15 protein-coding genes and 1 tRNA gene are annotated in these 11,641 nt (G+C 59.7%); 9 read left to right on the top strand and 7 right to left on the bottom strand.

Features of this window, described 5'->3' with window-relative positions; genetic code table 11:
• Positions 1 to 101: 101 nt before the first annotated feature.
• Together GL300_RS00415 and GL300_RS00410 are read left to right on the top strand one after the other, a co-directional pair.
• On the top strand, positions 102 to 968 hold the full coding sequence (locus GL300_RS00415; protein ID WP_155037614.1) for an NAD(P)-dependent oxidoreductase: 867 nt from the start codon (positions 102 to 104) through the stop codon (positions 966 to 968).
• Positions 969 to 1,029: 61 nt separating this feature from the next.
• Positions 1,030 to 1,105 (top strand) — tRNA-Val (locus GL300_RS00410).
• A 20-nt stretch (positions 1,106 to 1,125) separates the two neighbouring features.
• On the opposite strand, the gene GL300_RS00405 is transcribed toward GL300_RS00410, so the two are convergent.
• On the bottom strand, positions 1,126 to 2,271 hold the full coding sequence (locus GL300_RS00405; protein WP_155037613.1) for a tyrosine-type recombinase/integrase: 1,146 nt from the start codon (positions 2,269 to 2,271) through the stop codon (positions 1,126 to 1,128).
• Entirely contained in the window at positions 2,261 to 2,536 is a 276-nt protein-coding gene (locus GL300_RS00400; protein ID WP_155037612.1) for a helix-turn-helix transcriptional regulator, read from the bottom strand. The genes GL300_RS00405 and GL300_RS00400 overlap by 11 nt, the downstream gene beginning before the upstream one ends.
• A gap of 145 nt (positions 2,537 to 2,681) precedes the next feature.
• Here GL300_RS00400 and GL300_RS00395 point away from each other — a divergent pair, with 145 nt between their 5' ends.
• The gene (locus GL300_RS00395) at positions 2,682 to 3,053 is read left to right on the top strand and encodes a YgiW/YdeI family stress tolerance OB fold protein (RefSeq protein WP_155037611.1); all 372 of its coding nucleotides are present in this window, start codon (positions 2,682 to 2,684) and stop codon (positions 3,051 to 3,053) included.
• 613 nt (positions 3,054 to 3,666) lie between these two features.
• On the opposite strand, the gene GL300_RS00390 is transcribed toward GL300_RS00395, so the two are convergent.
• From GL300_RS00390 to GL300_RS00380, 3 genes are all read right to left on the bottom strand, one after another.
• Positions 3,667 to 3,903, bottom strand: coding sequence for a hypothetical protein (locus GL300_RS00390; protein WP_155037610.1), 237 nt, complete (start codon positions 3,901 to 3,903; stop codon positions 3,667 to 3,669).
• Positions 3,900 to 4,088: a hypothetical protein gene (locus tag GL300_RS00385; protein WP_155037609.1), complete on the bottom strand. Its 189-nt coding sequence runs from the start codon at positions 4,086 to 4,088 to the stop codon at positions 3,900 to 3,902. The genes GL300_RS00390 and GL300_RS00385 overlap by 4 nt, the downstream gene beginning before the upstream one ends.
• A 285-nt stretch (positions 4,089 to 4,373) precedes the next feature.
• On the bottom strand, positions 4,374 to 4,682 hold the full coding sequence (locus tag GL300_RS00380) for a helix-turn-helix domain-containing protein (RefSeq protein WP_155037608.1): 309 nt from the start codon (positions 4,680 to 4,682) through the stop codon (positions 4,374 to 4,376).
• 443 nt (positions 4,683 to 5,125) lie between these two features.
• Here GL300_RS00380 and GL300_RS00375 point away from each other — a divergent pair, with 443 nt between their 5' ends.
• Positions 5,126 to 5,407: a hypothetical protein gene (locus GL300_RS00375; RefSeq protein WP_155037607.1), complete on the top strand. Its 282-nt coding sequence runs from the start codon at positions 5,126 to 5,128 to the stop codon at positions 5,405 to 5,407.
• An 88-nt stretch (positions 5,408 to 5,495) separates the two neighbouring features.
• Here GL300_RS00375 and GL300_RS00370 read toward each other — a convergent pair whose 3' ends face one another.
• Positions 5,496 to 5,789, bottom strand: coding sequence for a hypothetical protein (locus tag GL300_RS00370; protein WP_155037606.1), 294 nt, complete (start codon positions 5,787 to 5,789; stop codon positions 5,496 to 5,498).
• A 340-nt stretch (positions 5,790 to 6,129) separates the two neighbouring features.
• Between GL300_RS00370 and GL300_RS00365 the strand changes: the two genes are divergently transcribed.
• Positions 6,130 to 6,447, top strand: coding sequence for a hypothetical protein (locus tag GL300_RS00365; protein ID WP_155037605.1), 318 nt, complete (start codon positions 6,130 to 6,132; stop codon positions 6,445 to 6,447).
• The gene (locus GL300_RS00360; protein WP_155037604.1) at positions 6,440 to 6,748 is read left to right on the top strand and encodes a hypothetical protein; all 309 of its coding nucleotides are present in this window, start codon (positions 6,440 to 6,442) and stop codon (positions 6,746 to 6,748) included. The genes GL300_RS00365 and GL300_RS00360 overlap by 8 nt, the downstream gene beginning before the upstream one ends.
• Here GL300_RS00360 and GL300_RS00355 read toward each other — a convergent pair.
• On the bottom strand, positions 6,738 to 7,067 hold the full coding sequence (locus GL300_RS00355; RefSeq protein WP_155037603.1) for a hypothetical protein: 330 nt from the start codon (positions 7,065 to 7,067) through the stop codon (positions 6,738 to 6,740). The two genes, GL300_RS00360 and GL300_RS00355, sit on opposite strands and share 11 nt — an antisense overlap.
• A gap of 132 nt (positions 7,068 to 7,199) precedes the next feature.
• Here GL300_RS00355 and GL300_RS00350 point away from each other — a divergent pair, with 132 nt between their 5' ends.
• The 3 genes from GL300_RS00350 (at position 7,200) to GL300_RS00340 (ending at position 11,345) form a co-directional block, all read left to right on the top strand.
• Complete coding sequence (locus GL300_RS00350) at positions 7,200 to 8,300, top strand: DUF7146 domain-containing protein (RefSeq protein ID WP_155037602.1); 1,101 nt, start codon at positions 7,200 to 7,202, stop codon at positions 8,298 to 8,300.
• The gene (locus GL300_RS00345; RefSeq protein WP_155037601.1) at positions 8,293 to 10,143 is read left to right on the top strand and encodes a DNA primase family protein; all 1,851 of its coding nucleotides are present in this window, start codon (positions 8,293 to 8,295) and stop codon (positions 10,141 to 10,143) included. Before GL300_RS00350 ends, GL300_RS00345 begins: the two co-directional genes overlap by 8 nt.
• A gap of 347 nt (positions 10,144 to 10,490) precedes the next feature.
• On the top strand, positions 10,491 to 11,345 hold the full coding sequence (locus tag GL300_RS00340) for a hypothetical protein (RefSeq protein ID WP_246195051.1): 855 nt from the start codon (positions 10,491 to 10,493) through the stop codon (positions 11,343 to 11,345).
• Positions 11,346 to 11,641: the final 296 nt, after the last annotated feature.

Below are 11,641 nucleotides of genomic sequence, written 5' to 3'. Positions count from 1 at the left end.
AGGCTGTTGACCCCTGCGGCAGGTGGTGAAATTCATTCGGCTGAATAGGACAGGGCGCGAGCCGGATCAACGCGCCTTTCAACTTTGGAGCAGAGAAAATTATGGCGCGCGTTTCTTTTCTTGGACTTGGCGTGATGGGCTTCCCCATGGCGGGGCATCTGGCGGCCAAGGGGCACGAGGTCACGGTCTGGAACCGGACGGCCTCGAAGGGCACTGCATGGGCGGAAAAGCATGGTGGCCGCGCGGCCCCGACCGCACGCGAGGCTGCCTTGGGGGCCGAATTCGTCATGGCCTGCGTCGGCAATGACGACGACCTGCGCGCGGTCTGCACCGGATCGGATGGGGCCTTTGCCGGGATGGAGGCGGGGGCGATCTTTGTCGATCACACCACCGTCTCGGCCGCCGTCACACGCGAACTGGCCGGAATTGCCCAAAGCGCGGGGCTGGGTTTTGTCGATGCGCCGGTCTCGGGCGGACAGGCTGGGGCCGAGAACGGCCAGCTTTCGGTCATGTGCGGCGGCGGCGCCGAGGATTACGCCCACGCCGAGCCGGTGATCGCCGGCTATGCCAAGATCTGCAAGCTGATGGGCCCGTCCGGTGCGGGGCAGCTGACCAAGATGTGCAACCAGATCGCCATTGCCGGGCTGGTGCAGGGCCTCTCCGAATCGCTGCATTTCGCCGAGAAGGCGGGGCTGAGTATTTCTGAGGTGGTCGAGGTGATCAGTCAGGGTGCCGCCGGAAGCTGGCAGATGCAGAACCGCTACAAGACGATCGAGGAAAACCGCTTCGATTTCGGTTTCGCGGTCGACTGGATGCGCAAGGACCTGGGGATCTGCCTGTCCACGGCGGATGAAAATGGCGCGAGCCTGCCGGTCACCGCTTTGGTGGATCAGTTCTACAAAGAGGTCCAGCACATGGGCGGCGGTCGCTGGGATACGTCCTCGCTGATCGCGCGACTGCGGCGCTGACCAAAATGCGTGAACTGGTGCTTGCCAAGCGACGCCGGTTCACGCTAATAGCCGCCACGGCGGGCGGTTAGCTCAGTTGGTAGAGCGCTTCGTTTACACCGAAGATGTCGGGGGTTCGAGTCCCTCACCGCCCACCATGTTTCAAAGACTTAGCGTCTTATTCTTCTGACATGTTCCCAATCCATGCTGGCGTGTTCCCAATTTCGGGAATTAGCAGCAGGGTTTCGACGTTCATGGCCTCAACTTCAGCTCTTCTCGCATAATGCCGCGCCATCTTGTCTGAGAGGTGGCCAAGCATGGATTTAACCCTCTGGATTCCTCCGAACACATCCGGGTTTCTGGCAACAGCGTTGGCAATCTGGGTGGCATTCGTGTGCCTCAAGCCGTGGAAGGTCGGAGCAAAGGCCTCATCCTCGTATTCATCTTTCCGTTGGGGCCTAAGGCCCAAGCGGATCAGTTCAGTACGCCATGACGCCCCAAATCCACTCGGGGTCCAAGGCTGCCCGCGCGAATTCGTCAGCAATGGACGCCGCGGATCGACGAGACCTGCTTTGCGACGGTCAGTGCGTTCGAGATCAAGGATCGACAGCACAACCGGATGCAGGGGCACGGGCACGCCGTTCCCGGTTTTGCCTTGCTGGAGATACCATGTCGCACCGTCGATGCTGCAGTCTGACAGTCGTTGGGTCACATCGCCACGGCGTTGCCCGGTGTAGATCGCAACAAGTGCGACCTTCACGATTTCCTTTTTGCCTTTGGTGATGAGCGTCTGCAGTGCTTCATCTGGCCAGGGCTCGTAAGCACCTTCGGACAAGACGCGATCAATCTTGCTGCATGGGTTGACGTCAACAAACCCGCGCGGCTTGCCCCAACTAAAGGTGGCGCTGATGTCGTCCAGTCTGCGATTGGCGGTCGCTGGCCTATTTGACAAGCTGTCGTAAAGTGCCTGGACATGAACTGGTCGAATTGCCGCGGCTTCGAACTTTCCCCACCGCTCTGTCATAAGTGCCAAGGCTAGGTCTCGTAGCGTCTTAGACTGGCGCGGAAGCTTTCTATAGCGCTCGCTTTCTCGGTGTTGATGGATCATTGCGGCGATACCTGTCGGGCTTTCGCTCTCGCCAGGTGCCGTGCCGAAAACCTTGCGGTGCGCCGTGTCGTACGAGGAGCGATACTCCGCGGAGAAAGGGTGAGGTAGGGCGTGCCGCTCTTCTTTTCCCTGCTTTACTACGCGGAAGTAAAAGAACTCCCGACCAGCGCGGATTTTGCGCTGGACGTAACGCTCAAGCCTAAGATCAGCCGCCACGGCTTGCCCTCAAGATCGGATCATCGACTTCGCCTTCGGCATTTGGCGTAATCCGCTTCTCAACATCGGTCCATTTCCAGCGCGAGGAAACCCCGATTTTCACCGGGCGAGGTAGCAGACCTTTGCGGACCCACTCCCACAACGTGCTGTCGCTGATGTCTAGCATCTGGCAAAGCGTATTGGATCCGACATAAGCGATGATGCGCGGTTCGAGATTGACACGCTCCGGCATGGCCGCTGGCTGAATTGTGAGGTGCTTACCCATCACGCAGCCTCCTGCTTTCGGGTCTGTTGTTCGATGGCATGCGTGCACCTGGGAGGTTCATCGGCAATCCCAAATCGGGAATCCGTTTGCGCCTCGAACCGTTCTCCAGGCGGCCGCGTTCGACTGACTGGTAAGGAGAAACGCGATGAAAAAAATCTTGCTCGCAGCGGCTATGGTCATCACGACGTCCACGATGGCATTCGCACAGTACCGCGGTCCGTCCGACCTGAAGCAGGTTGACGAGGGAACGTATGTACCGACCACAGTGAAGCAGATCCTGGCGGCGCCGGAAGACGAGGCTGCCGTGCAGCTCGAAGGCCGGCTGGTCCGTCAGGTCGAGAAAGAAGTCTATACATTCCGCGATGACACCGGCGAAATCCGGGTGGAAATTGACGAGGACGATTTTCCCGGTACCGAAGTCGATGAAAACACCGTCGTACGCATCGAGGGAGAGGTGGACACGCATCTTCGGAAGGAGACCGACATCGATGTGGACCGGGTAACCATCGTGCAATGAAGGATTCAGCCATTGATTGCACTGACGAATGATCGCGCGGTGATGGCTCCGTATCGAGGAGAGGGACACAGTGGCACAGGCACGTAGTGGGCATGCCGCCATTGTTGGCAGCTGCCCCAACCGTTCCATGTCCCTCGAAAGATCCGCCAGTGACGCGCTTTGTGCGGTAGAGCACAGACCTTGTGTCGTAGCGCAATTATTACTCGAGCTATAACGAGTAACGTGTTGATCAATCGGCCTGCGCTTCGGTTTCCAAACCGGTCGCAGGCCGAAAATTTTGGCCAGTACATCCCTCCAGGTGAAGCTGGCACATGAGCAGCCGTCCGCGTGTGTACTCATGCGCCTCTCCAGCTTAGGGATTCATTGAACAGTTCGATTGGGTGGGGCGACACTGGCTGCTCAACAGCTCGATGCGCCGCGCGGGGGGCATCAGTTGCCCGGCCGCGACGAGTGCTTCGTCGGCCTTTCGGACATATTCGCGAAGCGAAACAGGTCCCGAAGGCCAGTTTGTCGTGTTTCGTCCGCTTGGTCTCAGAAAAAGGCCCCCGGTCCGAGCAGAGACCGGGGGCAGTCATGCCCGGCAGAACAAGCGACTGTCTGGCGGGCGAATGGGTCATGAGAAAAGGACCGCGAGCATCGATCCGGCGGCGCCGATCACCATGAGTGCGGCGCACATTCCGGCGCCGACAAGGATAGTCACCAGCCGGTTCAGGAGGCGTCTCTGGCGAGCCGTGAGTAGTCTCACGTCCATCGCTTCTTCTGGCGACATGTCGTCGGCCGAGACGTGGAAATCAGCTGCGGCGCGGCCCGATGCGAAAGGGTGACGGTCCTGATGGTCGTGATCCGTCATTGATGGGGTCCCTTTCGTGCCGGACGCTGGCGCTGGCTCACCCGAATTCCGTGCTGGCTGGCCACGATCATGAATGCCACGCGGCGGAGGGTCTCGGGCAACCGCGCGGCCAGCTCGGGATCACAGATGACCATTCGCGCGTCGGTGACCGCCTGCGGGGTCGTGGGAACGAGAGGGATCTTCATCGGGCGCTCCATCCATGGGTTGCGGTTGTAATATAAATTGCGATAAACGCAAAATACTGCAAGACGCAATTTGCGATCATCGCAAAATAATTCGTGCGAATCCGTAGCTGGTTTGGGAGCAACCACACGAAGGCGGATGGCTGGGTGGTGCAAGTCCGCGAGCCATCTGCCCTCAAGGTCAACTTGAGCGAGTTCCCGGTCCTCCTACCATGCATGGTGGAGAGAGCATTGATTGGAATGAATTAATGGATGACCGGGTGTTCGTGATCGCGAAGCTAGATGAAATTACCGCTTTGCCACCTGGCGATGAGCGATCAGCCCGTCTGCGGCGCCTAGCAAAAGAGCCCGCTCTTCGTCGGTTAATTCTTGAATGCGATCGAGTAGCCGCTGCTCTAAAGGGTCAGGAGCGGCTTTAGAGGGCGGGCGGAAAAAGGCGACGATTAGAGCCATCTCGCCGGGCTGCACCCTGCGTTCGCCCTTCAGAATTTTGCTTATGACATCTGGCTTCACGCCAACGGCGCGAGCCAATTCGGTGAGCTCCCCACGCTTTCCGGTGAGCCGGTGCTTGATCCAGTCTGCGTCAATCAGTTCCATGGGCACATGTTGCGCAAATCGCAACTCAAAGATACTGCGTTAATCGCAAAGATTCCGCTTGCCAGTAATTGCGATAATCGCAATTAGTATGTGCATGATGGAGCCAGCGCGAACGATCATTGAAATCTGTGGCGGCTTTCAAGCCGTCGCTAACATGACCGGGCGCACCCTTTCGAGGGTGCACCGATGGACCTATCCACGAGAGAGGGGTGGGACTGGCGGTCTAGTTCCGACCGATGTCCAACAGACCCTGTTGCGAGAGGCACAGAGCAGAAGCCTTCCTCTGACGCCACAGCACTTCTTTCCCGAGTTTCTCGAGGAAAGCTCGCGCACTTCATCGAGTTCTAAACCCGCCGCAACTGCGGCCCCAACCATCGAGCATCCCCATGTCCCAACTCCATAAGACCCCTGAGTCTCGTCAGGCTGCTTCGGCACGACATCAAATGTCCCGTGACAGGGTTTTTGATGGTCGTGCCCGCACGGCGGCGGCGGCGCGGCGCGCCCATGCCAGCTATTTCCTTGACCGCGACGCGTTCATGCGTCGCTGGTCGCTGCTGATGATCGCCAGCTTCGGGTCGCGTGAAGAGTGCGCGATGCATTTTGGCGTTGCATTCCAGACCGCATGCAATTGGTTCGACGCAATCAACCGCCCCTATGGCGATGCCGTCGCCCACGCTGTCGAAACGCTGCCCCGATACTTCGAGATCATGGGGGCGCGGTCATGACGTTGCAGGAGTGTCAGTTCATCAAGCTGAACTGGGTTCCGGCAGAGCCGAACTCGGCGGGCTTGGATCTGATCTCACACATGGTTTCTCAGGATGGTTTGAAGCTGGGCTTCCCAGTGGAATCCATCCAGTCAACGACCTGGCAGGCTTGGGTCAAGTGCGTGATCAAGGACACGGCCATTGGTTGGCTCAACTTGATGTCCTGGGTTCTACCTCTCGCGTCGATCAGTCGTAGATTCAGCGCGTCTCCAAAGACCGAAAGCGAATATGAGACGGCACCGTATGCTTGCGCCGCTTCGTACGGTGACTCCTCCGGAGGTTGCCGCTCAGCGATCTCATCAAGCGCGGCCTCGTATTGGGCCGCCGTCATTTTCATCGGCATCGGTGTCCTCATTGGCCTGATTACGGCTCGATATCGTCACCGGGCTGGCCGGTCAGGTCAAAGGAAATCCTCGAGATGAAACACGGGCTTTCAGGTTGCCCGGGGCGGGGATGGAGGAGGGGGCGCAGCACCTGTCCTCACGGAACCCGTCACGATCCTTGTTCGCCTCGGGCGGGTATGACCGGGATCGTGGAACCTGCGGCTGGCCCGGCCGAGAGCTGCTTGGCAGCGGGGCGAAAATTTCCTCAGCCTCACTCCTCCTCCCTAGAGGCTGATGAAGCGGGGCGCGGCAGGGCCACCACGTCGCCGGGCCCACCCATTTCAACGAAGGGATCACAGCATGAATGTTCAGACTGAATATCGCGATGTGCCCGCCATGCCGGTGAGTGGGGTGGCATCGATCCGTGCGCGGTTCGCGATGATGGCCGTCGCCTATGGTGCCAAGGCAGATACCGTCGAGCCGGAGGCGATCGACCGCGCTGGCGCCTTGGTCTTTCAGACCTTCGGTGCCGATCACGACCTGACGCGCGAGATGGAGCATTTCATCGACACAGTAACGGCAGGCACGGGGAGTAAAAAACTTTGGACCGATGCCGGTGATCGGCTGCTTCGTGCCGTCCACGGCACGACCTGGTGCGAGGGCAAGCAGCATGAGTAGCGGCCTAACCTCGATCCAACGCATGGTTGTTGGGCATCTGGATAGCCTTGAACCCGCGTTTGGTCCCAAAGCAGATGTGACCATCGTCGAGGAGCTGTGCCGCGGCACCTCGATCTCGGCCATCGCCAAGCAGATTGGATGCTCCGCAGATGATGTCGTCGCGCGTTGGCAGCAGATGCTGTTTCCCGCCATCACCACGGATCATGGCGCGCTGACGATTGATGGGCGGCGTGACTTGATCATCGCGGTTCGGGCGCGAGAACAGCACGATATGCAGCCGTGGCAGGAGGCTAGTCTTTGATGTTCGGTCTCTCCAGCTTGGTTATCAGATACTCAAGTGCCATCAGCTCGCGCGCGATGTCCTTGTCGGTCGGGTCGCCTTCGTCGCTTGCGCTTTGCAAATACCGCATGAACGCCCATTCTCGTTCCGCAGCCGTGCGCATGTCCGCGACGACACGTCCGCGCGTGCCCGGAAGCATGTTTTCAAGCGTGTCCACCAGCGTAAGGACTGCGATCTCCAGAGCGCTGGTCGCGCGTCTGTTGAGATGGTGCAGGCCGTTTAATGTGTCGATGTCGTTAGCCATTTTCGCCGCGTCGTCGTCGCTTGCTTTATCATTCATTCCGTCGCGTCCTTTGCATCTGGTGGCTGAGCAACTAGGTCCGAACCTCCTGCAACCCAGAATACGCAGCGTTTCACCCAATGGGATAGGTGCATCGTGAGCCACGATCACCGTCTCATCGAGGCGAAGGCCATGACAATGACGGAGGTCGTTGCCAGGCTGGAACTGACCGGGTTGGTCCGCACCGGCGGCGAGCTGGTGGGACCGTGCCCGCAATGTGGCGGTCACGACCGCTTCGGGATCAACCTTCAGACCGGGATTTTCCAGTGCCGCAAGGAGTGTGGGCCGCATGCCAAGGGCGACCAGATTGCGCTGGTTCAGCATGCCTTGGGTCTGGATTTCCGCGCGGCTCTCGAATGGTTTTGCGGCCCGGCCGAGGGCCTGACAGAGGCCGAGCGCATCGAGCGCCAGCGCAAGGCCGAGGACAATCGGCGCAGGCAGGATGGCATCGCCCGTCAGAAACGCGAGGATTCGATCCGTGCGGCGCGCGACATATGGTTCGCTGCCGGCCCTGCCGAGGGTACTGCAGTTCGGGATTACCTGACCTTGCGCGGCATCAGTCCGGCCCTGTTCCCTACGCTGCCACAAACCCTCCGGTTCGATCCAGCCGCCCGTTACACGATCCCCGCTGATCGTCCCGGCCAGTGGGATGTAATCCATTTCGGTCCGGCGATGATCTGCGCGGTGGTCGATGCCGCGGGTCGGGTCACGGCTGTCCACCGTACCTGGCTGGATCTGGACCAGCCCAAGGGCAAGCTGAACCTGTCGCATCCCAGCCGGAAGGGCGAGACCCTCCCGGCCAAGAAGGTGCTGGGTTCGAAGAAGGGCGGTGCGATCCGCTTCATTACCCCCAGAGGCTGCGACACCATGATCATGGCCGAGGGGGTCGAGACGACCCTTTCCGCCCTGATCGCGGATCCGGCACCGCAGGCCACCGCCTATTGGTGCGGCGTCGATCTGGGCAACATGGCCGGCCGCATGCAGCGTGGCCCCGGCCTGAAATTCGCCGGTCTTCCCGACCTCGACGATTCCGAAGCGTGGCTGCCGCCCGAATGGGTCCGGCACCTGATCTTCGTCCAGGACGGCGACAGTGATCCCAAGCTGACGACCGCCAAGCTCAAGGCCGGCCTGCGCCGCGCCATGATCAAACGACCCGGTTTGCGCGGGTCGATCGTCCATGCCGGGGAGGGCAGGGACCTCAACGATATCCTGATGGGACAGCGAAATGACTGATGGTCGCGAGAATGGTGCGCTCGGCCAAGTGCGGGAAGTGATGCAGAATGCCGAGGATGTCGATCTGCCCGAGGGCATGGGTGATCTTTCTGATGACGATCCGGGTATCCCGGACGACTACGTTCCCCCGCCGCCCCCTCCCGAGGATCGCGGGCCTGACGGAGATGAGCCCGAACATCCGGTATCGCAATCGTCGCGGCAGCCGCTGAACGACATCGGCAACGGGCACCGGTTCCGTATCCATTTCGGCGAGAACCTCTTGTTCGTGTCTCAGGTAGGCTGGTTTGTTTGGGACGGGGTACGTTGGAAGCGGGATCCAGAAATCAGCCGCGACTGCTCACCTCTGGTCCGATCGCGTGCCCATCAAATGTCGGGATTGATCGAGCAAGAAGTCGATTGGCTCCAGCCGTCGAAGCGCGATCGCCAATTGCTGACCGAGGAACGAGATCTGCGAAAGCGCCGGATCGAGATCGAGGCAACGCCTGATTATGCCGGCGACGAAACGCTGATCAATGAACTAGGTCAGATCGGATCGCGCTTGCGCACGATCGATGCGGCCCTGAAGACCCACAAGAGCCTGATCGGCCGTCGCCTGACCCATGCCAAGAACGCTGGCAACAGTGGCCCGATGTCGAACATGATCAATGAGGCCCGCGTGATGCTGGCCCATTCCGTAGAGGACATGGACAAGGGCGATCTGGACGTGAACACGCTGTCGGGCGTGCTGCGTTTCACTCGCGTTGCTGGCGATCCCGCATATGGCATGTCGCCCATGGCGGATGTCGAGTTGGTCGCGCATGATCGAGGCCACTTGCTGACCAAGGTCATGCCCGTGGCGTATGACCCGGACGCGAAATGTCCGCGGTTCGATGAGTTCCTGAGCCAGATCCAGCCCAATATCGAGATGCGCAGATTTCTGCAGCGCTGGTTCGGTCTGTCCATGTCAGGCCTGGATATCCAGAAGCTGGCCTTCTTCCACGGCGGCGGTGCCAACGGCAAATCCGTTCTGGTCGATCTGATGGCGCGGATGATGGGCGACTATTCGGCCACCGCCAAGATTGAGAGTCTGACCGGCAAGAACAAGAAGAGCGGCTCGGATTCCCAGCCGGACCTGATCCCGCTGATCGGCGCGCGGTTGGTGCGAACCTCTGAACCAGAAGAGGGTGAGCGCCTGCAGGAGGGGCTGGTGAAGGCCCTGACCGGTGGCGAACCGATGATGGTCCGTGCGCTCTATACCGACATGATCACATTCCAGCCGATCTTCAAACTGACCATCTCGGGAAACCACCTGCCGGATATCCGCGGCGGTGATGACGGGATCTGGCGCCGATTGATGCTGGTCACCTTCCCGGTCCAGATCGCCGAGAAGAAGCGGATCCCGAAAAAGGAACTGGACGACCTGCTGTGGCAGGAACGGTCTGGGATCCTCAACTGGTTGGTGCAGGGACTGCTGGACTATCTGGAAGGCGGGCTGCGGGAACCCGAAGAGGTGATGGCGGCCACCGAGGGCTATCGCAAGGACAGCGATCCGATCGGAACCTTCCTCGGCGATGCCACAGTGGTGTCGGGCTATGAGCGCGACTTCATGACCGCGCGCGAGCTTATCGAGGCCTTCAACTTCTGGATCGAGGAACGCGGGGAAACCCGATGGAGCAACCGCACCGTTTCCCTGCGGTTGAAAGCCAAGGCCGAGTCATGGCGACATCCTGATACCCAGAAGACCTTCGCCTCGGGCAAATCAGGGGTGACAGGCTATCGCGGCATCAGGCTGTCCGAGGATTTCTCCTCTCGGATGCGCGCGGCCGAGGCTCAGAGCAGCCAGAGTGCGTGGGTGCCACGATGACCCCGCACCCCAATCATCCTCATCAATCGATCGGGCGGGTCTGCGGGCCCGTCTCGCATATCTGGGCCGTGGGTTCGGTGTTGGGCCGGACGGGCTTGAGATGGCTAGGGAGTGGGCTTGAGATTTCTCCGGGGTCAGGGGGTGCCACATGCGCAACATCAACGGTTTAGACCATGATTTTGGGCCGGGCGGGCTCGACGGGCCTGAGAAAACGACATGTACCCGCACGCGTATTTCAGCGGGGTCTGGGGGAAAACTGCTCTTACGCAAGGGGTAAAACTCAAGCCCTTCAAGCCCGTCAGACCCAAAAAAGTAGTCTAACCTATTGAATAAAAACAAACGAATGAATGGGTTTCCTGTCTTTTCTCAAGCCCAACTCTCAATCCTTCAAGCCCGTCAAGCCCAAGTCAGAAACAGCGAACCCTACAGACAGTGAGAGTAGAGAAATGAACCACAAAATGTTGATTTCGGCAGACAAGGTGGAAGAAGGTAGGGCGTTGGTTTCGGCGGCCAAGGCGGCGCGGCAGGCGCGTGATGCTGAGGAAGCGGCCCGGCTGGCCGAAATCCGCGATGCCGGCGCGATACCCGACGAATGCGGACCTGATATTGTTCCGGCCCCGGCACGCGGTGGGTTCGTGTTGCATCGGAATGTCGAGCTGCTGCCAGTTGGCACTGACAAAGTCGAGGCCGTGCATCGCGGCTATGGCGGGCGGGCGGCCATTCGTACGGCAGATGTCTTTGACCGGATGATCGCCGCTGCCTTGCGCCGCAAGAGGCCCTGTCCACTGACTCCCGGCCAGATCGCGATGGGCCGACGCTACTCAAACTTGGTCGAGTTGGCAGCTTCTGACGGCACTAAACTTTCCCGTCTTGATAGTTCGGGTGGCGGTGGCGACAGCATGGATTGGATGGATCGCCATTTGGACATCGGACGCGAACTCGATGTTCTTCGTAAACGGATCGGACTCGGGGTCGCAATGGCGGTGCGGCGGGTGCGTCCGACAGTGCGCGGCGCTGACCAGCGAGGCCCGATCATGGATCGGGTATTGGTGGACATGGTCTGCCTCAAGGGCTGCGCGCTGGAAGATGTCCTGCTGGGTCATGGCTGGAAAAAGAATGGCCAGACTTATGATGCGGTCACACACGCCCTGAGTGAGGCACTGGACCGTATGATCGGCTATAGCGGGAAAGAAACTTCTTGACCGCTTACGTCACTCTGTGAGACAGAATTCACTATTATCGAGAAGTGCGCCCGCAGGGATCAACCCTAGCGGGCGTTCTCATTCTCCTAGCCTTTATCCGTTCTTCTGCCTTAGAGAAATGGTTTCGGGCTTTTGCAGCTGAAACGCAGATCGGCAAAGAGGCGATTACACGTCTCAGTTCCATTGTCGGCAGTCATACATCTTTTGATTGCATTGAGTGTCGTCGTGTAAACAAATGGTGACGCTGACCGGCAGATTCGTGCCGTGAAGTGAATTCGAATTGCCCTCATTCCAGG

Origin of the sequence: Paracoccus litorisediminis, assembly GCF_009711205.1 — a bacterium.
GTDB classification, from domain to species: Bacteria; Pseudomonadota; Alphaproteobacteria; order Rhodobacterales; family Rhodobacteraceae; genus Paracoccus; species Paracoccus litorisediminis.
Note: the sequence above shows the minus strand (reverse complement) of the source record. Positions and strands in the feature narration are given on the sequence as shown.

Coding starts and splice junctions, on each gene's coding strand:
- GL300_RS00415 (WP_155037614.1), top strand. CDS start 102: ATGGCGCGCGTTTCTTTTCTTGGACTTGGCGTGATGGGCTTCCCCATG.
- GL300_RS00400 (WP_155037612.1), bottom strand. CDS start 2,536: ATGGGTAAGCACCTCACAATTCAGCCAGCGGCCATGCCGGAGCGTGTC.
- GL300_RS00395 (WP_155037611.1), top strand. CDS start 2,682: ATGAAAAAAATCTTGCTCGCAGCGGCTATGGTCATCACGACGTCCACG.
- GL300_RS00390 (WP_155037610.1), bottom strand. CDS start 3,903: ATGACGGATCACGACCATCAGGACCGTCACCCTTTCGCATCGGGCCGC.
- GL300_RS00385 (WP_155037609.1), bottom strand. CDS start 4,088: ATGAAGATCCCTCTCGTTCCCACGACCCCGCAGGCGGTCACCGACGCG.
- GL300_RS00380 (WP_155037608.1), bottom strand. CDS start 4,682: ATGGAACTGATTGACGCAGACTGGATCAAGCACCGGCTCACCGGAAAG.
- GL300_RS00375 (WP_155037607.1), top strand. CDS start 5,126: ATGTCCCGTGACAGGGTTTTTGATGGTCGTGCCCGCACGGCGGCGGCG.
- GL300_RS00370 (WP_155037606.1), bottom strand. CDS start 5,789: ATGCCGATGAAAATGACGGCGGCCCAATACGAGGCCGCGCTTGATGAG.
- GL300_RS00365 (WP_155037605.1), top strand. CDS start 6,130: ATGAATGTTCAGACTGAATATCGCGATGTGCCCGCCATGCCGGTGAGT.
- GL300_RS00360 (WP_155037604.1), top strand. CDS start 6,440: ATGAGTAGCGGCCTAACCTCGATCCAACGCATGGTTGTTGGGCATCTG.
- GL300_RS00355 (WP_155037603.1), bottom strand. CDS start 7,067: ATGAATGATAAAGCAAGCGACGACGACGCGGCGAAAATGGCTAACGAC.
- GL300_RS00350 (WP_155037602.1), top strand. CDS start 7,200: ATGACAATGACGGAGGTCGTTGCCAGGCTGGAACTGACCGGGTTGGTC.
- GL300_RS00345 (WP_155037601.1), top strand. CDS start 8,293: ATGACTGATGGTCGCGAGAATGGTGCGCTCGGCCAAGTGCGGGAAGTG.
- GL300_RS00340 (WP_246195051.1), top strand. CDS start 10,491: ATGGGTTTCCTGTCTTTTCTCAAGCCCAACTCTCAATCCTTCAAGCCC.